A 19,346-nucleotide genomic window follows, 5' to 3' on the forward strand; every position below is an offset into this window, starting at 1 on the left:
CTGGGCGCCGGAAGGGTGCCGGAGGGAGAGGGGCGACAGGACATGGCCGCGGGATATCTGGACATCCTCCGGGCGCGGCATGCCGCCCGCCTGCTGGCGGGAACCCTGGTGGGGAGGCTGCCCAACGGCACCGCCCCCGTCGCGATCGTGCTGTTCACCCGCGCCGAGGGCGGCAGCTACGCCCTCGCCGGAGCGCTCGCGGCCGTGTACGGGCTGGCCACCGCGGTCGGCCAGCCGCTGCTGGGCCGCGCCGTGGACCTGTACGGCCAGCCGCGTGTCCAGTTCCCGGCCGCCGTGGTGTCGGCGTTGGGCATGGCCCTGCTGGCCCTGGTGGGCCTGGGATCGCTCCCGCTGGCCTACGGGGCCGTGGCGGTGGCAGGAGTCTTCACACCGCCGCTGGAGGGCGGCCTGCGGGCCCTGTGGCCGAGCGTGCTGGGCGGCCAGGAGCGGGTGCACCGGGCGTACGCCATGGACGCCGTCGCCCAGGAGGTCATGTTCACCGTGGGCCCCTTGCTGGTGACGGTGCTGGTCTCCCTGTGGTCGCCCGCGGCCGCACTGCTGGTCATCAACGCGTTGGGCGTCCTGGGGGCGCTCTCCGTCGTCCTCTCCGAGCCCTCCCGGACCTGGCGCTCCGCACCCCGCGAGGCGCACTGGCTGGGTGCGCTGCGCTCGCCGGGGCTGCTGGCGCTGCTCGGGTCGTTCTTCTTCGTCGGGCTCGCGCTGGGTTCGATCACGGTGGCCGGTGTGGCCTACGCCGACGACCACGGCCGGGAGTCGGTGTACGGCTGGCTGATGGCCGCGCTCGGCCTGGGCGCGCTGACCGGCGGCGCGGTCTACGGGGCGCGGCAGTGGGCCGGGGCGCCGGAGCGCCGGCTGCGGGTCATCGTCGCGCTGCTGGCGCTGGGCTATCTGCCGCTGATGCTGACCCCCGGAGTGGTCGCCATGACCGCACTGGCGGCAGTGGCCGGAGTCTTTCTGGCGCCCGCGATCGCCTGCTCCTTCATCGTGGTCGACCGGCACGCGCCGCGGGGCACCGTGACCGAGGCGTTCTCCTGGCTGGTGACGACCTTCGGGGTGGGCGCGGCGGCGGGAACGGCCGTGGCGGGCCCGGCCGTCGAGCTGGGCGGCACCTCGTGGAGCTTCGCCGTGGCGGGGGCCGGTGGGGTGGCGGCGCTGCTCGTTCTGCTGGCGACGGGAAGGGTACTCGCAGTTCCCGGGCGTACGGCCGTTTCCGTACGGGGATCGGAAAATGATCGAAACGGTGCTGTCGAACCCGGTTTCAGCTCAGGCCATCAGGCGTAATGTTCAGTCATGGACCGCCGCATTTTCGGGCTGGAGAACGAGTACGGCGTCACGTGCACGTTCAGGGGACAGCGCCGACTGTCCCCTGATGAAGTGGCGCGCTACCTCTTCCGCCGTGTTGTGTCATGGGGCCGCAGCAGCAATGTCTTTCTGCGGAACGGCGCCCGCCTCTACCTCGACGTGGGATCGCATCCGGAATATGCAACCCCCGAATGCGACAACCTGACCGAACTGGTCACCCACGACAAGGCCGGCGAGCGCATTCTCGAAGGCCTGCTCGTCGACGCCGAACGCCGCCTGCACGAGGAGGGAATCGCGGGCGACGTCTATCTCTTCAAGAACAACACCGACTCGGCGGGAAACTCCTACGGATGTCATGAGAACTACCTCGTGGCACGGCACGGAGAATTCTCCCGGCTCGCGGACATCCTCATTCCTTTCCTCGTCACGAGGCAACTGATCTGCGGCGCGGGCAAGGTGCTGCAGACCCCCAGGGGCGCCGTCTACTGCGTCAGCCAGCGTGCCGAGCACATCTGGGAGGGCGTCAGTTCCGCGACCACGCGTTCCCGCCCGATCATCAACACGCGTGACGAACCGCACGCGGACGCGGAGCGGTACCGCCGGCTCCACGTCATCGTCGGTGACTCCAACATGTCCGAGACGACCATGCTGCTGAAGGTCGGCGCGACCGACCTGGTGCTCCGCATGATCGAAGCGGGCACGGTGATGCGGGATCTGACGCTGGAGAACCCGATCCGGGCGATCCGCGAGGTCAGCCATGACACCACCGGACAGCGCAAGGTGCGCCTGGCCAGTGGCCGTGAGGCGTCCGCCATCGAGGTGCAGCGCGAGTACTACGAGAAGGCCGTCGACTTCGTCGACCGCCGTGGCATCCGCACCGGAACCGTCGCCCAGGTCCTGGAGCTCTGGGGCCGTACGCTCGACGCGGTCGAGGCCGAGGACCTCGACCGGATCGAGACCGAGATCGACTGGGTGATGAAGTACAAGCTCATCGAGCGGTACCGGGCCAAGCACAACATGACCATGTCGCATCCGCGGGTCGCCCAGATAGACCTCGCGTACCACGACATCCACCGTCGTCGCGGCCTGTACTACCTGCTGGAGCGCAAGGGACAGGCCGCCCGTGTCTGCAACGACCTGAAGATCTTCGAGGGCAAGTCCGTGCCCCCGCAGACCACCAGGGCGCGGCTGCGCGGCGACTTCATCCGCAGGGCGCAGGAGCAGCGGCGGGACTTCACCGTCGACTGGGTCCACCTCAAGCTCAACGACCAGGCGCAGCGCACCGTGTTGTGCAAGGACCCGTTCCGTTCGGTGGACGACCGGGTGGAGAAATTGATCGCGGGTATGTGAGCCGGCACGGCAGGATCCCGGCCACCGACGCGACGCGGGCCCCGTACGTTCCTCGTACGGGGCCCTGCGTACGCCCTAGAGTGTCGGGGACTCAACCAACTGTGCCGTCTGAGATCTGAGGAACAAGTGCGCCGACTTGCCGGCCTTCTCGTCGTCCCCCTGTTGCTGCTGACAGCGGCTTGCGGCGACGAAAAGGGCTCCGATTCCGTTTCCGCTTCCCCCGCGACGAAGGACGGGTTCCCCGCGATCACCGCGGGCGCGAAATTCGGTGAGAAGCCGACCCTGGCCAAGGGCATGGGGAACCCGCCCAAGGAGCTGAAGACCAGAGTCGTCAGCCAGGGAGACGGCGCCACGCTCAAGAACGGCGACGCCATCCAGGTCAACTACCTCGGTCAGTCCTGGGATTCCGACAAGCCGTTCGACAACAGCTTCGACCGCAAGCAGCCGTTCGATCTGACCCTCGGCGCCGGCATGGTCATCCAGGGCTGGGACAAGGGCCTCGTCGGCCAGAAGGTCGGCAGCAGGGTCCAGCTGGTCATCCCGCCGGATCTCGCATACGGCGACCAGGGCCAGGGCGACATCAAGCCCAAGGCCACGCTCGTCTTCGTCGTCGACGTACTGAAGGCGACGCAGATCCCGGCCTCGGCCAAGGGCACCGAGGTCGCCCAGGACAACATCGACCTGCCGAAGGTCGGCACCAACACGGACGGCAAGGCCCCCAAGGTCACCATTCCGACCAAGAGCGACCCGCCGGCGAAGCTCGTCTCCAACTACATCCTGGAGTCCAAGGGCGACGTCGTGAAGGACACCGACAGCGTCGTCGTGAACTACGTCGGAATGACGTGGAAGGACGGCAAGACCTTCGACAGCACCTACGCCGCGGGCAAGACGCAGACCTTCCCGCTCGCCCAGGTGACGCTGAAGGGCCTGAAGAACGGTCTGGTCGGCAAGAAGATCGGCAGCCGGGTGCTCCTCGTCATCCCGCCGGACCAGGGCTTCGGTGACAAGGCGCAGCAGTCCATCCCCGCCAAGTCCACGCTGGTCTTCGCCGTGGACCTCCTGGCGAAGATGTAAGACTGTCCCGGTTGCCCAGTTCATCATCAAGAGGAGCAAGTCAGTGAGCATCGAGAAGCCCGAGATCGACTTCCCGGAAGGCGAGGCGCCGTCCGACCTGGAGATCAAGGACCTCTGGGAGGGCGACGGCCCGGTCGCCAAGGCGGGCGACTTCGTCTCCGTTCACTACGTCGGTGTGGCCTTCTCCACCGGCGAGGAGTTCGACGCCTCCTGGAACCGCGGCAACCCGCTGCAGTTCCAGCTCGGCGCCGGCCAGGTCATCGCAGGCTGGGACCAGGGCGTCCAGGGCATGAAGGTCGGCGGCCGTCGCCGGCTGACCATCCCCGCGCACCTCGCGTACGGCGACCGCGGTGCCGGTGGCGGCCGCATCGCGCCCGGCGAGACGCTGATCTTCGTCTGCGACCTGGTCGCCGTCTGATCCGCGTCCGTGCGATACGAGGGCCCGTGCCGCCAGGCACGGGCCCTCGCTTTTGTCCCGACACCGCGTAGCGGTACGGTCGAGCGTCGTAGAGCGAAACAGAAAGGGCATCGATGGCGATTGCCAAGGCCGAGCGGCTGATGAACCTGGCGCTGTGTCTGCTGGGGACCCGCCGCCCGCTCAGCAAGCGCGAGCTGCGCGGCTCCATCGAGGCCTATCTGGAGGCGGGCTCCGACGACGCCTTCAACCGGATGTTCGAGCGCGACAAGGACGATCTGCGCGAGCTCGGTCTGATCATCGAGACCGTGGAGAACCTGGACGGCGACACGGGATATCTCGCCCGCCGTGACAGGAACCGGCTGCCCCCGATCACGCTGGACGCCGAGGAGGCCGCCGCGCTCGGGCTGGCCGCCAAGGTCTGGCAGCAGGCGCGGCTGGCCGGTGCGGCCAGCGGCGCGCTCCAGAAGCTGCGGGCCGCCGGCATGCCGGAGGCCGAGGACGCGTACGAGGTGCACAGCGCTCTCGAACCGCGCATCCCCGTCCACGAGGCGGCGTTCGAGCCGTTGATGCTGGCCTGCCGCGACCGCCGCCCGGTCACCTTCGACTACCGCAAGGGCAACGCCGCCACGCCGGAACAGCGCCAGGTCGAGCCATGGACCCTGGAGTGCTGGCGCGGACACTGGTACCTGGCCGGCTGGGACCGGGACCGCGGCGCCGAGCGGGTCTTCCGGCTCTCCCGGATCACCGGCCGGGTCCGCTCCAGGGCCGGGGCGTTCACCACCGAGGTGCCCGACGTCGTGACGGTACGCGAGACGGTCGAGAGCTGGGCGGGGGAGACGGCGACCCGGACCGCGCTGATCAGGCTGCGCACCGGGGCCGGCTACCCGCTGCGCTCGCGCGCCGTGTCGGTCCGGGAACTCGGGAACGGGTGGGACGAGTTGGAGATTCCGTACGGTCACGGCCTGGATGCCTGGCTCGTCGAGTTCGGCCCGGACGTCGTCGTACAGGAACCCGCCGATCTGCGGGCCGATGTGATGGACCGGCTGCGCGCCGTGGCCAAGGACTGAGAGAGGTACGGCAACCCATGGCCACGAACGCGATCGACCAGACCCGCCGGATGCTCTCCCTGGTGACGTATCTGCGTGAGCGCCCCGGCGCCCATGTCCAGGACGTCGCCCGCGCCTTCGGGATCACCGAGGACGAGCTGATCTCGGACCTTGACGTGCTGCCCATGTGCGGGACGAGCTTCCGCGGCGGCGACCTGCTGGACATCGACACCGACGGTGACCGCATCTGGTGGCACAACCCGGACGACGTCGCCGAGCCGCTGCGGCTCGCCGCCGACGAGGCGACGGCCCTGCTGGTCGCCGCCCGTGCCGTGGCCACGCTGCCGGGGCTGCGCGAGAGCGACCGGCAGGCGCTGCTGCGGGCCACCGCGAAGCTGGAGACCGCGGCCGGTGAGGTGGGGGCGGCGAGCTCGCGGCTCTCGGTCACCTTCGAGTCCGAGGGCGGCGTCTTCGCCGATGTGGACCGGGCGATCTCCGAGCGGCGCCGGCTCTGGCTGCGCTACTACTCGCCCGCGCGCGACGAACTCACCGAGCGCGAGGTGGACCCGATCCGGCTGTTCGCCGTGGGCCACACGTACATGGAGGCCTGGTGCAGGTCGTCCGAGGACCGGCGTACCTTCCGGCTCGACCGGGTCGCCGAGATCCGGCTGCTGGACGAGCCCGCCGCACCGCCCGAGCTGGAACTGCGGGACCTGTCCGAGGGGCTCGTCCAGCCGGCCGCCGAGGACCCGGAAGTCGTCGTCGAGGTGGGCCCCGGCGGGCGCTGGGTCGCCGAGTACTACCCGCACGACAGCGCACGGGAGCTGCCCGACGGCGGGCTGCGGATCACCCTGCGCACCCCCGACCCGGCCTCGCTGCGCAGGCTCGCGCTGCGGCTGGGCGGCGAAGGCCGCATCGTCTCCCCGCCGGAGCTGGCGCGAAGCGCACAGCAGGCGGCCCGTGCGGCGCTCGCCGCGTACGACGAACCGGCCTGAGCGGAAACCTGAGGGAGATATGAGCAATATGTCTGTGGTGTCAGGTGTTCCGACCGTGGTGGTGCCCGAGTCCGTCCGGTTCAAGGCCGCCTGCCCGGACTGCCATGAACGGTTCGAACTGGCCGCGGGCGCCATTCGCCTCGCGGTGGGCGCGAGCCGCCGGACGACGTTCTACTCCTTCACCTGCCCGCAGTGCGGTGCGTCCGTCCGCAAGCCCGCGGGGGAGCGGATAGTAGAGCTCCTCACCAGGGGCGGGGTGCGGACGCTGCGCCTGCACGCCGGCCTCCAGTGCTGACCCCGGCCGTCGTCCCCTTCTCTTCCTCACCCGCTTCCGGAACGCTCCCGCCCGCCGGTGCCGAGCACTTCTGACACCTAGACACATCGAGGCTCTGCGCATGTTCTGGCCCATGCTCGCCATCGCCCTGGGGTTCCTCGGGATCGCCGTTCTCGGTGTGCTGGCCGTCAAGGTCTTCATCGAGGCCCAGCGGCTCGGGCATCAGGTGACACGTACCACCCAGCGCATCAACCGGGCCGCGGAGGACCTCGAAAGGGCGGCGACGGACCTCGCCGCCACCGGCGAGGCGCTGCGTTAGCCGTACCGCTTCTCCACCCGATCCACGCTGTGAGCAGGGCTGATCGATCGGAGCGGGCACGGCCTCCAGTTTCCCGGGTTCGAGGGGTACGCTGCTGAAGGCGGCCCGGAGAGCGAGGCGTGGGCCGTAATCGCAAGGATGCGTGGGTATTGCCCTGCGTTTACTCCTGCGGGATACGATCGCTGACAGTACGAAGGTCGGACGTCCGTCCGAGGTTCGATCCGCCCCACCCCTGCTGCCTCGGTGAGAAGGTACACACATATGTTCGGAAGGCTCGGCGCTCCCGAGATCATCCTGATCCTCGTCGTCATTGTTCTGCTGTTCGGCGCGAAGAAGCTTCCTGACATGGCTCGTTCGCTCGGCAAGTCGGCCCGCATCCTCAAGAGCGAGGCCAAGGCCATGAAGTCCGAGGGTGGTCCGTCGGCGACCCCGGCCGAGCCGGCCGCCAACGACGCCGCCCAGGACCAGGCCGCCCAGCGCACCATCAAGGCCGCCCCCGGAGACGTGAGCAGCTCGCGTCCGGTCGCGGAGCCGACCGACTCGACCAAGCGCTGACAAGAACCGGGCCGACGCAGGCGCCCTGATCAGTGAGGGCCTGCTGCACGAGATGAGGACGTGGGTTGCTCAAGTCTGCCCGCAAGCAGGAGACGGACCCAGAGGGCCGCATGCCCTTGGTGGAGCACCTGCGTGAGCTGCGTAACCGGCTGGCGAAGGGCATGCTGGCCATCGTCGTCGTGACGATCGCCGCAGCCTTCTACAGCCAGGCGCTGATGGAGTTCCTCTCTGCTCCCGTGCCCCGTTGCGAGAAGGGGCTGGGCGAGACGACGGGGGGCGCGTGCGCGGTCATCGCGTACACCGACCTTCTCTCCCCCTTCACGACGACGGTGAAGGTCAGCCTCATGGCCGGCGTCATCATCGCCAGCCCGATCTGGCTGTACCAGCTGTGGGCGTTCGTGGCGCCCGGGCTCCACAAGCACGAGCGGAAATACACCTACGCCTTCGTGGCGGCCGCAGTGCCGCTGTTCCTCGGTGGTGCCGCGCTCGCCTACACGATCCTGCCGATCAGCATGCGTGTCCTGTTGGGCATCACGCCCGACGGGTCGGCGAACATCCTCCCGATGGACAAGATCCTCGACTTCACGGTCCGGATGGTGCTCATCTTCGGAGCGGCTTTCGAGCTGCCGCTGCTCCTGATCATGTTGAACCTCACGGGCATAGTGACCGGGCGTCGCATGCTCGGCTGGTGGCGCGGTGTGGTCATGGGGGTGTTCGTCTTCGGGGCAGTGGCGACTCCTACCACCGACCCCGTGGGGATGATCGCGCTCGCGGGTCCGATCGTGGTCCTGTACTTCATGGCTGTCGGCTTCTCCCTGCTGAACGACAAGCGGCGACGCCGTGCCGATCCCGACGCCGAACTGGACGACGACGAGGCATCGGAGCTGGATCTCACCCCCGAGGACGTCGGTGGGATCGAATCGGTCTCGTCCTCCCGGGCGTTGCCCGCACAGGCGAGTTCGGACCGGGACCGCGTGAACGGTTACGACGACATCACCTGACCTTGTAGGGTCCCCGGGTGACCAGCGAGATCACCCTTTTCGTCAATCCCACCGCAGGACGCGGCCGGGGCGCGCACGCCGCGCAGCCGGCCGCGTCCGCGTTGCGGGACGCCGGATTCTCCGTGCGTACGGTTCTCGGTGAGGATGCCGACGATGCCCTGCGGCGGGCCCGTGAGGCCGTCGCGGGCGGGACCGGTGCGCTGATAGCCGTGGGCGGGGACGGCATGATGTCCCTCGCCCTGCAGGCCGTCGCGGGAACGATGACCCCGCTCGGGGTCGTCGCCGTCGGCACCGGCAACGACTTCGCCCGCGCGCTCGGGCTGCCGATACGGGATCCGGCCGCCGCCGGACGGCTGGCCGCCGAGGCGCTCAAGGGCGGCGGCGTCCGCGAGATCGACCTCGGCCGGGTCGGTGAGCGGTGGTTCGGGTCGGTGCTCGCCTCCGGCTTCGACTCCCGGGTCAACGACCGCGGGAACCGGATGCGCTGGGTCGGCGGACGGTTCAAGTACGACCTCGCGATCCTCGCCGAACTCGCCGCGTTCAAGCCCATTCCGTACCGCGTCAGGCTGGACGACGGACCGGTCAGGGAGACCGAGGCGACGCTCATCGCGGTCGGCAACGGGTCGACGTACGGCGGAGGCATGCGGATCTGCGCGGACGCCGTCATGGACGACGGGCTGTTCGACGTGACCGTTGTCGGGGATTGCAGCCGGGCCACCCTGCTCAAGGTCTTCCCCCGCGTCTACAAGGGAACGCACCTCAGCCACCCCAAGGTCACCGTGCACCGGGTTTCCTCGATCGAGCTGGTCGCAGCGGGTGTCACCGCGTACGCGGACGGTGAACCGCTCGGGGCCCTGCCGCTCACCGCGCGCTGCGTGCCCGGTGCGGTGCGGGTGCTCGCACCGGGTTCTTCCGGCGGGATTTAAAGATCGCGCCTGCTGTCAGAGGTGGCGGGTAGGCTCGAAAGCACGATGACAGAGGACCTCTCACCAGCTGAGCGATACCAGGCTTCTCGGGCCCGTGCCACCGAGCAGGCCACCGCACTCGCGCCCTTCCGCGAGCTGTACGAATTCGATCTGGACCCCTACCAGATCGAGGCCTGTGAGGCCCTGGAGGCAGGCAAGGGAGTGCTCGTCGCCGCCCCGACCGGCTCGGGCAAGACGATCGTCGGCGAGTTCGCCGTGCACCTCGCACTCGAACAGGGCCGCAAGTGCTTCTACACCACGCCCATCAAGGCCCTGTCCAACCAGAAGTTCACCGACCTGGTCAAGCGTTACGGGCCGGATAAGGTCGGCCTGCTGACCGGCGACAACAGCGTCAACGCCGATGCCCCGGTGGTCGTCATGACCACCGAGGTGCTGCGGAACATGCTGTACGCGGGCTCGCAGGCGCTGCGGGGTCTCGGTCATGTGGTGATGGACGAGGTGCACTACCTCTCCGACCGCTTCCGGGGCGCCGTCTGGGAGGAAGTGATCATTCACCTCCCGGACTCCGTGACACTCGTGTCGCTGTCGGCGACCGTGTCCAACGCGGAGGAGTTCGGCGACTGGCTGGACACCGTCCGCGGTGACACCGAAGTGATCGTCTCCGAGAGCCGGCCCGTGCCGCTCTGGCAGCACGTCCTGGCCGGCCGCCGGATGTACGACCTCTTCGAGGAGGAGACCGACCACGGCGGCCGCGGCGCCGGACGCCGCGAGGTCAACCCCGACCTCGTCCGGCTCGCCCGGATGGAGAACCAGCGGGGGTACAACCCGCGTGAGCGCCGCCGCGGCAAGATGGTCCGCGAGGCGGACCGGGAGCGCGAGCGGCGTCAGCGCAGCCGGATCTGGACCCCGGCCAGGCCCGAGGTCATCGACCGGCTGGACGCCGAAGGGCTGCTCCCCGCCATCACGTTCATCTTCAGCCGGGCCGGCTGCGAGGCCGCCGTGCAGCAGTGCCTGCACGCCGGACTGCGGCTCAACGACGAGGAGAAGCGGCGCCTGGTCCGCGAGATCGTCGAGGAGCGGACCGCGTCCATTCCCGGCGAGGATCTCCATGTCCTGGGCTACTACGAGTGGCTCGAAGGGCTAGAGCGGGGCATCGCCGCGCACCACGCGGGCATGCTGCCGACGTTCAAGGAGGTCGTCGAGGAGCTGTTCGTGCGCGGGCTCGTCAAGGCCGTCTTCGCGACGGAGACGCTCGCCCTCGGCATCAACATGCCCGCGCGCTCGGTGGTGTTGGAGAAGCTCGTCAAGTGGAACGGCGAGCAGCACGCCGACATCACCCCCGGCGAGTACACCCAGCTGACCGGGCGGGCCGGACGGCGTGGCATCGACATCGAGGGCCACGCGGTGGTGCTGTGGCAGCGCGGCATGGATCCGGGGGCGCTGGCCGGACTCGCGGGTACGCGTACGTATCCGCTGCGGTCCAGCTTCCGGCCCTCGTACAACATGGCCGTCAACCTGGTGCAGCAGTTCGGGCGGCACCGTTCGCGCGAGCTGCTGGAGACCTCCTTCGCGCAGTTCCAGGCGGACCGGTCGGTGGTCGGCATCTCCCGGCAGGTCCAGAAGAACGAAGAGGGGCTGGAGGGCTACCGGGAGGGCATGACCTGCCACCTCGGTGACTTCGAGGAGTACGCGCGGCTGCGCCGCGACCTCAAGGACCGTGAGACCGATCTGGCCAAGCAGGGCGCGACACAGCGGCGGGCCGAGGCCGCGGCGTCCCTGGAGAGGCTCAAGCCCGGCGATGTCATCCATGTGCCCACCGGCAAGTTCGCCGGGCTGGCGCTGGTGCTCGACCCGGGGCTGCCCGCCGGGCGGACCAATGGGCACGGCCATCGCGGGCTCGAATACCACGACGGGCCACGGCCGTTGGTGCTCACGGCCGAGCGCCAGGTCAAGCGGCTCGCCTCGATCGACTTCCCGGTTCCGGTGGAGGCGCTGGAGCGAATGCGGGTGCCGAAGTCGTTCAACCCGCGCTCCCCGCAGTCGCGCCGCGACCTGGCCTCCGCGCTGCGGACCAAGGCCGGGCACATAGTTCCGGAGCGGCACCGCAAGGGGCGGTCCGTCGCGGCCGACGACCGGGCGATCGCCCGCTACCGGGCGGAGCTGCGCGCGCACCCTTGCCACGGGTGCGACGAGCGCGAGGACCACGCGCGGTGGGCCGAGCGGTATCACCGGCTGCAGCGCGACACGAGGCAGCTGGAGCGGCGTATCGAGGGGCGGACGAACACGATCGCCCGCACCTTCGACCGGATCGTCGCGCTGCTCACCGAGCTCGACTATCTGCGGGGCAACGAGGTCACCGAGCACGGGCGCCGGCTGGCGCGGCTCTACGGCGAGCTCGATCTGCTGGCGAGCGAATGCCTGCGGGCGGGTGTGTGGGAGGGGCTGAACCCTGCCGAACTCGCGGCCTGCGTCTCGGCGTTGGTGTACGAGGCGCGGCAGGCGGATGACGCGGTGGCGCCGAAGCTGCCGTCGGGGCCCGCGAAGACCGCGATGGGCGAGATGGTCCGGATCTGGGGCCGGCTCGATGCCCTGGAAGAGGACTTCAAGATCAACCAGGCGGAGGGTGTCGGGCAGCGCGAACCCGATCTGGGCTTCGCCTGGGCGGTCTACATGTGGGCGTCGGGGCGGACGCTGGACGAGGTGCTGGGCGAGGCGGAGATGCCGGCCGGGGACTTCGTACGGTGGTGCAAGCAGGTGATCGACGTGCTGGGGCAGATTGCCGCCGCGGCGCCGCGGGACGGGAGTTCCGTGGCTCGGAATGCGCACAAGGCGGTGGACGCGGTGTTGCGGGGGGTTGTGGCGTACAGCTCCGTGGGGTGAGGTTCGTGCGGGGTGCGGTGCCGTCGGTGCTGGGTACGGGGGCGGGGGTGGGCCTGCTGAGGGTCGTTCCCCTGCCCGCCCCTTCCCGTGACCGGGGGCTCTGCCCCCGGACCCCCGCTCCTCAAGCGCCGGAGGGGCTGAATATGGGGCCGGAGGGGCTGGTTAGTTACGGAGCGTCGGAGAGGCTGAATGCGGGGCGCTGGAGGGGCTGGCTATGGGGCGTCGGAGGGGCTGGATGCGGGGGTGATGGGCGGGGCTGGTCCGGTGAGTTCGGTGATGCGGGCCAGGCGTTCGTCGGTGTGTGCCGGGCCGATCAGCATCACGCCGTACGGCAGGCCGTCCGCTTCACCGGCGGGGGCCGCCACCGCGCACTGGTCGAACAGGTTGGTGGAGCCGGCGAACCGGGCGAGACGGGCGTTGACGGCCGACGGGTCCGCCACGGCCTCGGCGAGCGTGGGGTGTTCCGGCACGGTGGGCAGCAGGAGGGCGTCCGCGTTTCCGAGCGCGGCCGTCGCGTCGGCACGGAGCCCGGCCAGCCGGGCCTGATCGGCGAAGAGACGATGTGCCGGGATGTCACGGGCCCCGGCGATGATCCCCGCCACCGTGGGGTCCAGGCCGGGAGCGTCGGGCATGGAGTCGATGAACGCGCCGACCGCGGTGTAACGCTCGGCGACGAACGCGGAGTCGTACAGCATCGCGGCTGCCTCGGTGAACGGCGTCGGATCGACTGTCCGGAGCACCGCGCCCGCCGCGCGGAGCCGGGCGGCCGTCGACTCGTACGCCGCCGTCCAGCCCGGGGCAGCGCCCAGCTGCCCGGTGGGCGGGACGGCGATCCGCCAGGGGCCCGGGACACGGAAGCGGTCGGGGTGCGGGGCCGGGGTGGCCATCAGGGTCATCGCCCGCTCGGCCTCGGGGAGCGTACGGGCGAAGACGGTGACGCAGTCCAGGCTCGCGCAGGCGGGGACCACACCGTCCGTCGGTACGAGACCGCGGGTCGGCTTCAGGCCGAAGACGCCGTTGAACGCGGCGGGGACGCGGCCGGAGCCCGCGGTGTCGGTGCCCAGGGCGAGATCCGCGATGCCCAGGGCCACGGCGACCGCCGAACCGGAGCTGGAGCCGCCGCCGATCCGGTCGGGATCGTACGCGCAGGCCACCGCGCCGTACGGGGAACAGGTGCCGGTCAGGCCCGTGGCGAACTGGTCCATGTTGGTCGTGCCGATCACCAGGGCACCGGCGGCGCGCAGCCGGGCCACCGCCGGGGCGTCGGAGCCCGGTTCGTACGCGTACGAAGGGCAGCCCGCGGTCGTGGGGAGGCCGGCCACGTCGATGTTTCCCTTGACGGCCAGCAGCCGGCCCGCGAGGGGGAGCCGCTCGCCCGAGGCCAGGCGGGCGTCGAGCCGCGCGGCCTCCGCCTCCACGTCGTGCCGGGGGCGCAGACCGATCCAGAGCTCGGGGCGCCGCACCGCGTCGATACGGGCATGGGCGTCCCGGACTCGGTTGAGGACGAGGGAGGTTGTCGCCATGGTCGGTCCTCGGATTCTTGTCCTGTCCTATTGCCTCGGGCCCTTGTCCGTGGGGCGGGGCCATGCGTCATGGGGCGCCATCGCGTCCGGTCGTCGGGCCGTCGGCGGGGGTGGCCGGCTCGTTGGGGGGAGCGGACAGGCCCGCACGGCAGGCCAGTTGGAGTGCGAGGCGGACATCCGGCTCGTTCAGGTCGGCGCCCGTCAGCTGGACGATCTTGCGGATGCGGGCGCCCACCGCGTTCCGGTGCAGATGGAGCGCGTCCGCGGCACGGGCGGGCGAGTTGTTGTGGTCCAGATAACCCTGGAGCGTGCGCAGCAGTGGTTCGGCGCGTTCCGGTCCCAACGCCAGTACCGGGGCGAGGAGTTCGCTGACCGCTTCGCGTGCCGTGTCGGAGGCGTACCACTCCAGCAGCATCCGGTCCAGGCCCACCGCGTCGTGCGCCGCCACCGCGGGCCCCGCACCGCGCGGCACCGCGGCACGGGCCTCCCGGGCGGAGGTACGGATGCCCAGCGGGCCCCGGTGCGGTGCGCCCACGCCGCACCGCAGACCGGCCTCCGGGCGCAGTGCGGCCAGCCGGTCCACCACCCGGCGGGCGCGGGCCAGGGTGGTGCGCCGCCCGTGCGTCCCCGGGTCCGCGGGCCAGGTGCTGAGCAGGACGAGGGCGTCGTCGACCAGCGCGGCGTTCCACTGGACGGAGTCGGCGGACTGCGGGGACGAGGCGGACGGGGCGACGGCGGCGCTGCCGGGGGCCGCCGCCCCGTCCCAGGCCCGCAGCAGGGTCAACGCCTGGGACATGACCGCGTCCAGGGCCTTGGGGCGGTTCGAGGCGTCCAGGCCGCCCGCCTCGACCCGCAGCGCGATGTGCCAGCCGTCCACCGGCAGTGCGAGCGCCCGGCCCCGGGCGGCCAGCCGGGCGGCCTGGTCCTGCGGGACCACGAGCAGTTCGGCGAGCAGCCGGCCCCGGGAGCGCACCGGTACGTCGCCGTGCCCGCCGCCCGCCGCGGCGAGCGCCGCCAGCGCGAGGACCGAGCGCACCGCCGTACCCGCGTGACCCGGGCGGGCCGGGGCCGCCAGCCGGATCTCGCCGTCCGGGCCCGCGGCGGCCGCGCCCTCCTCGCCCGGACCGGCGGCGCGCAGCTCCACGGGTACGCCCAGAGTGCGGCCGGCCGCCGCGGCCACCCGGTCGGGGTCGCCCGCGACCGCCGTCACCTCCCGTGCCGCGGCCGCGACCCGGGCCAGCGCGTCCGCCGCGGACCCGGCCACCGCCCGCTCCACGGCCACCACGAGAGCCGCGAGGTCCTCCTCCGCGTACAGCACCGCGACCCGGCCCCGCTCGGCGAGCGCCCGCGCCGTGGCCGTCACCTCGGCGGGCAGTCCGCGCGGAGCCTCGGCCACGCCCGTCAGGACCAGTGCGGCGGCCCCCGCCGCGGCCGCGTCCCGCACCGCCACGTCCAGCAGATGCCCCGGCACCGGGGCCAGCAGCACGGCGACCGTCCCGGCGGGGATGGCGGCGAGCCGGTCCGGGCGCGGCTCCAGCCGCACTCCCGTGACCTCCACCGCGTCGAGCGGGCCCACCAGTGGGCGGACCGCTTCGAGCCCGGGGGAGGAGAGGAGTTCCAGGATGTTCGCCATCCCCCCAGTGTGCCGCCGATGTGCCATGAGCACACCTGGTCGTCGAATCACGGGCCGATGGCCCATGGGGGGCGCGATCCGTCTCCGTACGCTGGGATTCATGCACGTGGACGCCGGAGCACTCGCCGACTTCGCGCGGGGCTGTGCCGTCCTGGGATCAGGGGGCGGCGGACCCGCCGATGTGGCCCTTCCCGTCGCCGGACAGGCGATCGAGGAGTGCGGTCCGGTGCCCGTCGTCGACCCGGCGGCGCTGCCCGCCGAGGCACTGGTCATGCCGGTGGGGCTGGTGGGATCGCCCGCCGTCGCCGCCGAACGGATCGGCGGCAGGGACGAGCCCGCACGGCTGCGGGACCGCTTCGAGGCGCTGCACGGCGCCCCGGTCGCCGCCGTGATGAGCAGTGAGATCGGCGGCCTCAACGGCTGCGTCTCCGTCGCCTGGGCGGCCCGGCTGGGGCTGCCACTGCTCGACGCCGATTCGATGGGCCGGGCCTTTCCCCGGATGGACCAGAACGTCCTGGAGCTGGCCGGGCTGCGCCCGGGGCCGGCCGTCCTCGCCGACGAGCACGGCCACACCGTCGTGGTCGACGATGTGGACGGCGCGCACCTCGAACAGTTCGCCCGCGCCGCCGTCGTCGCCTTCGGCGGGCGCGCCGCGTCCACCGACTACCCCCTCACCGCCGGGCAGGCGGCCCGGCACGCCGTCGCCGGATCGGTCACGCGCGCCCTGGCCCTCGGCCGCGGCGAAGGACCGGCCCCGCTGCTGACCGGCAAGGTCTCCTCCGTCCGGAGGTACGCCACCGAGGGCGCCGACGGTGACGACGCCACAGGCGTGCTGCTGGAGGGCGGCGGCCCCGACGCGGGCCGGCTGGTGCTCGTCGAGGCCCGCAGCGAATTCGTCGCGGCCCTGGAGGACGGCACACCGCTCGCCGTCGTACCGGACGTGATCGCCCTGGTCGACGTGGCGACCGGCTGGGCCGTCCCGGTCGAGGAGGTCCGTTACGGACTGCGCGTCCACCTCGTCACGCTCCCCTCGGACCCCGCCTGGTACACCCCCGGGGGGCTGCGGCTCGCCGGGCCGTCGGCCTTCGGTCTGGCCGGCCTCGCGGGTGCCGCGGTCGAGCGCCGGGCCCAGGGAGGCACCTCATGATCCTCGGTGTGGATGTCGGGCCCACCAACACCGATGCCGTGCTCCTCGACGGCGACCGGGCGGTGCGGGCCGTCAAGGTGCCCTCGGTGGCGGGGGACGCCGTCGGATCGCTCGCCGCCGCCGTCCGCGCGCTCCCCGCCGAGCTGCGCGGCCGGGCCACCCAGCTCGCCGTGGGCCTGCGGGTCGCCGCCCGCGCGGTCAGGGAGCGGCACGGGCTCGCCCGGGTCGGGGTGCTGCGGGTCGGTGGTGCGGCCGCCGACGCCGTGCGGCCGCTCTTCGGCTGGCCCGAGGCGCTGCGCGACGCCGTGTGCGCCGGCACCGCGAACGTGCGGGGCGGGGGTGGTCTGGCGCCCCGTGACACCACGCCGCTCGACCGGGACGCCGTCGCCCGGTTCGGTGCCTCGCTGGCCGGACGCGCCGAGGCGTTCGCCGTGACCGCCGTGTTCTCGCCGGTCGACGGCGGCCAGGAGCGGGAGGCCGCCGAGATCCTGCGCGCCGAGACGGGGCCCGACACGACCGTCCTGCTCTCCAGCGACGTCGGCACCCTCGATCTGCTGGCCCGTGAGAACGCCACGGTCCTCGACGCGGCCCTGTCCGTACTCGTGGCCCGGGTCGCCGACGAGCTGACCGCCACACTGCCCCGGCTCGGCCTCGCCCCCGGCGCCGCCGTCCTCGTCACCCGCAGCGACGGCACGCTGATGAGCCTGGAGTACCTGCGCCGTCAGCCCGGACTCAGCCTGGGCAGCGGACCCGCCTGCACCATCCGCGGCGCCGGGCTCCTGGCCGGGCTCCGGGACGCCGTGGTCGCCGACATCGGTGAACGCCGTGCCAGGGTAGGGGCGCTGACCGGCGGCTACCCCCAGGAGGCCGGCCCCGGCGAACGCATCGGCGGCGTCCCGGTCAGCGTGCGCTTCCCCGACCTGATCACCGTCCGTGCCGACGCCCACCGCGAACTCGCCGAGGCCGCCGACCGGATGCGCCCCGCCGCCGGGCTCCTCCCGCTGATCCTGGTCGGCGGCGGTGCGGGCGGCGTACCCGCCGAGGTGCTGGCCGGGTTCGACGTCGTACGGCCCGGACACGGCGGCGTCGCCGGGGCGTTCGGCGCGGCGGCCAGCCCGGTCGGTGGCCAGTACGACCGCATCGTCCGCCGGGGACCCGGCCGACGGCTCGACGCGGTACGGGACGAAGTACGCGACCTGGCCCGGGCCGGCGCCGTACGGGCCGGGGCCGATCCCAGGCGCGTACGCACCCACTCGGAACCGGACCTTCCGGTGCCGTACCTGCCCGGGGCGGTGCTCCTGCGGGCCCGCGCCGTCGGACCGCCCCTCCCGCTCTGAACCCCCGTTCCCCGCCCCACCGCAGCAGGCCCGGCGCCGTGCTGCTGCCCCCTCCTGCCCGCCCGCGCATCCCGAGGACCCGTCCCCATGACCCAGCAGTTCGATGTGCACCAAGAGCCATCCCCACCGGCCCAGGCCCGGCCCCAGGCGCAGCAGGACGAGGACTACCCGCTGGAGCGGGTGCCGCGCGCGGCCCGCTACTCCTGGTTCAACGTCGCCGTGCAGCGCTTCGGCCAGCTCTCCGACCTGACGCAGTTCCTGCTCGGTGCCGCGCTCGGCGCCGGACTCTCCTTCTGGGGCGCCTTCTGGGCGTTCACGCTCGGCTCGGTGATCCTGGAGATCGTCTGCATATTCGTCGGCATCGCCGGTATGCGGGAGGGCCTGTCCACCTCGATGATGGTCCGCTGGACCGGCTTCGGCCGTTACGGCTCCACCCTCATCGGACTCGTCATCGCGGTCAGCCTGTTCGGCTGGTTCGGTGTGCAGACGGCGGTGTTCGCGGCCGGGCTGCACTCCATCGTCCCCGCGCTGCCGGTCTGGGCCTGGTGCCTGATCTGCGGGCTCGGTGTCACCGCGCTCGTCCTGCGCGGCTTCCGCGCCATGGGCTGGACCGCCTTCGTCACCGTTCCCGCCTTCCTCGGCCTCGCGGGCTGGGCGATGACGGTCGAGTTCTCCCGGCACAACGTCGGTGACATGGTGGCCTCGGCGCCGTTCGGCGCCCACATGTCCATCGCCACCGGCGCGACCATCGTCGCCGGCTCGTACATTGTCGGCGCGGTCACCACCCCCGACATGACCCGCTTCAACCGCAACACCGGCGACGTCGTCAAGCAGACGGTCGTGGGCATCAGCCTCGGCGAGTACGTCCTGGTCCTGGGCGGGGTGCTGCTCGCCTACGCGGTGAAGTCCTCCGACCTGATCGCGATCATCACGTCCTCCTGCGGTGTCATCGGCGTCATCGTCCTGGTCTCCGCCACCGTGAAGATCAACAACTGGAATCTGTACTCGTCGTCGCTCGGCCTGATCGGCGCGGTCGAAGCGCTCTTCAAGGTCCGGCTCAACCGGGTCGGCACCACCGTCACGATCGGTGTCCTCGGCAGCCTCGCCGCGGCCGCCGGAATCCTGGACCGGTTCACGGACTTCCTCACGGTGCTCGGCGTCCTCACCCCGCCCGTCGCCGGGATCATGGTCGCCGAGTACTTCGTGGTGAAGAAGTGGCGCCCGCAGCTGGACGCCTCGCGCGCTGCCGGACGGCTGCCCGAGACCGAACCCAGCTGGGTGCCCGCCACGATCGCCCTGTGGGCCGCCGCCTCCCTGTTCGGCTGGCTCGGCGACCACTACCAGTGGTGGGGCATCCCGGCGCTCAACTCCCTGCTGCTGGCCGGGCTCGGCTATGTCGTCCTCGGCAAGCTCGGCCTGGTGCGCGGCGCCCGTGACCTGCCGTTCGAACAGCCCGTACGTCCCGCGGCGGCGATCGAGGCGGAATCCGGCACGGCCTGGTCGCCGAAGGCCATTGCCTGACCCGCACACCCACCCGAACACCCC

General features: G+C 71.7%; 16 protein-coding genes and 1 pseudogene. 15 read left to right on the plus strand and 2 right to left on the minus strand.

What is annotated here, in order from left to right; all coding sequences use genetic code 11:
* Positions 1-42 precede the first annotated feature (42 nt).
* From OHA19_RS31970 to OHA19_RS32025, 12 genes are all read left to right on the plus strand, one after another.
* A complete protein-coding gene (locus tag OHA19_RS31970; RefSeq protein ID WP_405710994.1) occupies positions 43-1,302 on the plus strand; it encodes an MFS transporter in 1,260 nt (419 codons plus the stop codon).
* 9 nt (positions 1,303-1,311) lie between these two features.
* On the plus strand, positions 1,312-2,673 hold the full coding sequence (gene pafA / locus OHA19_RS31975) for a Pup--protein ligase (RefSeq protein WP_093894153.1): 1,362 nt from the start codon (positions 1,312-1,314) through the stop codon (positions 2,671-2,673).
* A 126-nt stretch (positions 2,674-2,799) separates the two neighbouring features.
* On the plus strand, positions 2,800-3,747 hold the full coding sequence (locus OHA19_RS31980) for an FKBP-type peptidyl-prolyl cis-trans isomerase (protein WP_405710993.1): 948 nt from the start codon (positions 2,800-2,802) through the stop codon (positions 3,745-3,747).
* Positions 3,748-3,790: 43 nt separating this feature from the next.
* Entirely contained in the window at positions 3,791-4,165 is a 375-nt protein-coding gene (locus OHA19_RS31985) for an FKBP-type peptidyl-prolyl cis-trans isomerase (protein ID WP_405710991.1), read from the plus strand.
* 113 nt (positions 4,166-4,278) lie between these two features.
* Positions 4,279-5,232, plus strand: coding sequence for a helix-turn-helix transcriptional regulator (locus OHA19_RS31990; RefSeq protein WP_405710989.1), 954 nt, complete (start codon positions 4,279-4,281; stop codon positions 5,230-5,232).
* A 17-nt stretch (positions 5,233-5,249) separates the two neighbouring features.
* Entirely contained in the window at positions 5,250-6,206 is a 957-nt protein-coding gene (locus OHA19_RS31995; RefSeq protein WP_404171907.1) for a helix-turn-helix transcriptional regulator, read from the plus strand.
* Positions 6,207-6,225: 19 nt separating this feature from the next.
* On the plus strand, positions 6,226-6,501 hold the full coding sequence (locus OHA19_RS32000; protein ID WP_405710986.1) for a hypothetical protein: 276 nt from the start codon (positions 6,226-6,228) through the stop codon (positions 6,499-6,501).
* Positions 6,502-6,601: 100 nt separating this feature from the next.
* Positions 6,602-6,799, plus strand: coding sequence for a hypothetical protein (locus tag OHA19_RS32005; RefSeq protein WP_093541254.1), 198 nt, complete (start codon positions 6,602-6,604; stop codon positions 6,797-6,799).
* Between the two features lie 261 nt (positions 6,800-7,060).
* Positions 7,061-7,354: a Sec-independent protein translocase subunit TatA gene (gene tatA / locus OHA19_RS32010; RefSeq protein ID WP_405710984.1), complete on the plus strand. Its 294-nt coding sequence runs from the start codon at positions 7,061-7,063 to the stop codon at positions 7,352-7,354.
* Positions 7,355-7,464: 110 nt separating this feature from the next.
* Positions 7,465-8,355 (plus strand): twin-arginine translocase subunit TatC, encoded by an 891-nt coding sequence (gene tatC / locus OHA19_RS32015; RefSeq protein ID WP_405721291.1) that lies wholly within the window; start codon positions 7,465-7,467, stop codon positions 8,353-8,355.
* A gap of 17 nt (positions 8,356-8,372) precedes the next feature.
* Positions 8,373-9,281, plus strand: a complete 909-nt coding sequence (locus tag OHA19_RS32020; protein WP_405752439.1) for a diacylglycerol kinase — start codon at positions 8,373-8,375, stop codon at positions 9,279-9,281.
* Positions 9,282-9,326: 45 nt separating this feature from the next.
* Complete coding sequence (locus tag OHA19_RS32025; protein WP_405710980.1) at positions 9,327-12,161, plus strand: DEAD/DEAH box helicase; 2,835 nt, start codon at positions 9,327-9,329, stop codon at positions 12,159-12,161.
* A 257-nt stretch (positions 12,162-12,418) separates the two neighbouring features.
* Here OHA19_RS32025 and OHA19_RS32030 read toward each other — a convergent pair.
* Both OHA19_RS32030 and OHA19_RS32035 read right to left on the minus strand, forming a co-directional pair.
* A pseudogene (locus OHA19_RS32030) lies at positions 12,419-13,684 on the minus strand (allophanate hydrolase); the annotation flags it as partial.
* 67 nt (positions 13,685-13,751) lie between these two features.
* On the minus strand, positions 13,752-15,317 hold the full coding sequence (locus tag OHA19_RS32035; RefSeq protein WP_405710978.1) for a PucR family transcriptional regulator: 1,566 nt from the start codon (positions 15,315-15,317) through the stop codon (positions 13,752-13,754).
* A gap of 100 nt (positions 15,318-15,417) precedes the next feature.
* Here OHA19_RS32035 and OHA19_RS32040 point away from each other — a divergent pair, with 100 nt between their 5' ends.
* The 3 genes from OHA19_RS32040 to OHA19_RS32050 all read left to right on the plus strand — a co-directional run bounded on the left by OHA19_RS32040 (position 15,418) and on the right by OHA19_RS32050 (position 19,322).
* Positions 15,418-16,464 carry a DUF917 domain-containing protein gene (locus OHA19_RS32040; protein ID WP_405710976.1) on the plus strand — a complete coding sequence of 349 codons (1,047 nt, stop codon included), beginning with the start codon at positions 15,418-15,420 and terminating at the stop codon, positions 16,462-16,464.
* A complete protein-coding gene (locus tag OHA19_RS32045; RefSeq protein ID WP_405710974.1) occupies positions 16,461-17,801 on the plus strand; it encodes a hydantoinase/oxoprolinase N-terminal domain-containing protein in 1,341 nt (446 codons plus the stop codon). Before OHA19_RS32040 ends, OHA19_RS32045 begins: the two co-directional genes overlap by 4 nt.
* A gap of 87 nt (positions 17,802-17,888) precedes the next feature.
* Positions 17,889-19,322, plus strand: a complete 1,434-nt coding sequence (locus tag OHA19_RS32050) for a purine-cytosine permease family protein (RefSeq protein ID WP_405710972.1) — start codon at positions 17,889-17,891, stop codon at positions 19,320-19,322.
* Positions 19,323-19,346 lie beyond the last annotated feature (24 nt).

This window comes from Streptomyces sp. NBC_00012, assembly GCF_045040875.1.
In the GTDB taxonomy this organism is placed as follows: Bacteria; Actinomycetota; Actinomycetes; order Streptomycetales; family Streptomycetaceae; genus Streptomyces.

What these genes read in the sequence shown, in the direction of transcription:
- OHA19_RS31970 (WP_405710994.1), top strand. Translation starts at nt 43, where the DNA reads ATGGCCGCGGGATATCTGGACATCCTCCGGGCGCGGCATGCCGCCCGC.
- pafA (WP_093894153.1), top strand. Translation starts at nt 1,312, where the DNA reads ATGGACCGCCGCATTTTCGGGCTGGAGAACGAGTACGGCGTCACGTGC.
- OHA19_RS31990 (WP_405710989.1), top strand. Translation starts at nt 4,279, where the DNA reads ATGGCGATTGCCAAGGCCGAGCGGCTGATGAACCTGGCGCTGTGTCTG.
- OHA19_RS31995 (WP_404171907.1), top strand. Translation starts at nt 5,250, where the DNA reads ATGGCCACGAACGCGATCGACCAGACCCGCCGGATGCTCTCCCTGGTG.
- OHA19_RS32000 (WP_405710986.1), top strand. Translation starts at nt 6,226, where the DNA reads ATGAGCAATATGTCTGTGGTGTCAGGTGTTCCGACCGTGGTGGTGCCC.
- OHA19_RS32005 (WP_093541254.1), top strand. Translation starts at nt 6,602, where the DNA reads ATGTTCTGGCCCATGCTCGCCATCGCCCTGGGGTTCCTCGGGATCGCC.
- tatA (WP_405710984.1), top strand. Translation starts at nt 7,061, where the DNA reads ATGTTCGGAAGGCTCGGCGCTCCCGAGATCATCCTGATCCTCGTCGTC.
- tatC (WP_405721291.1), top strand. Translation starts at nt 7,465, where the DNA reads ATGCCCTTGGTGGAGCACCTGCGTGAGCTGCGTAACCGGCTGGCGAAG.
- OHA19_RS32025 (WP_405710980.1), top strand. Translation starts at nt 9,327, where the DNA reads ATGACAGAGGACCTCTCACCAGCTGAGCGATACCAGGCTTCTCGGGCC.
- OHA19_RS32035 (WP_405710978.1), bottom strand. Translation starts at nt 15,317, where the DNA reads ATGGCGAACATCCTGGAACTCCTCTCCTCCCCCGGGCTCGAAGCGGTC.
- OHA19_RS32040 (WP_405710976.1), top strand. Translation starts at nt 15,418, where the DNA reads ATGCACGTGGACGCCGGAGCACTCGCCGACTTCGCGCGGGGCTGTGCC.
- OHA19_RS32045 (WP_405710974.1), top strand. Translation starts at nt 16,461, where the DNA reads ATGATCCTCGGTGTGGATGTCGGGCCCACCAACACCGATGCCGTGCTC.
- OHA19_RS32050 (WP_405710972.1), top strand. Translation starts at nt 17,889, where the DNA reads ATGACCCAGCAGTTCGATGTGCACCAAGAGCCATCCCCACCGGCCCAG.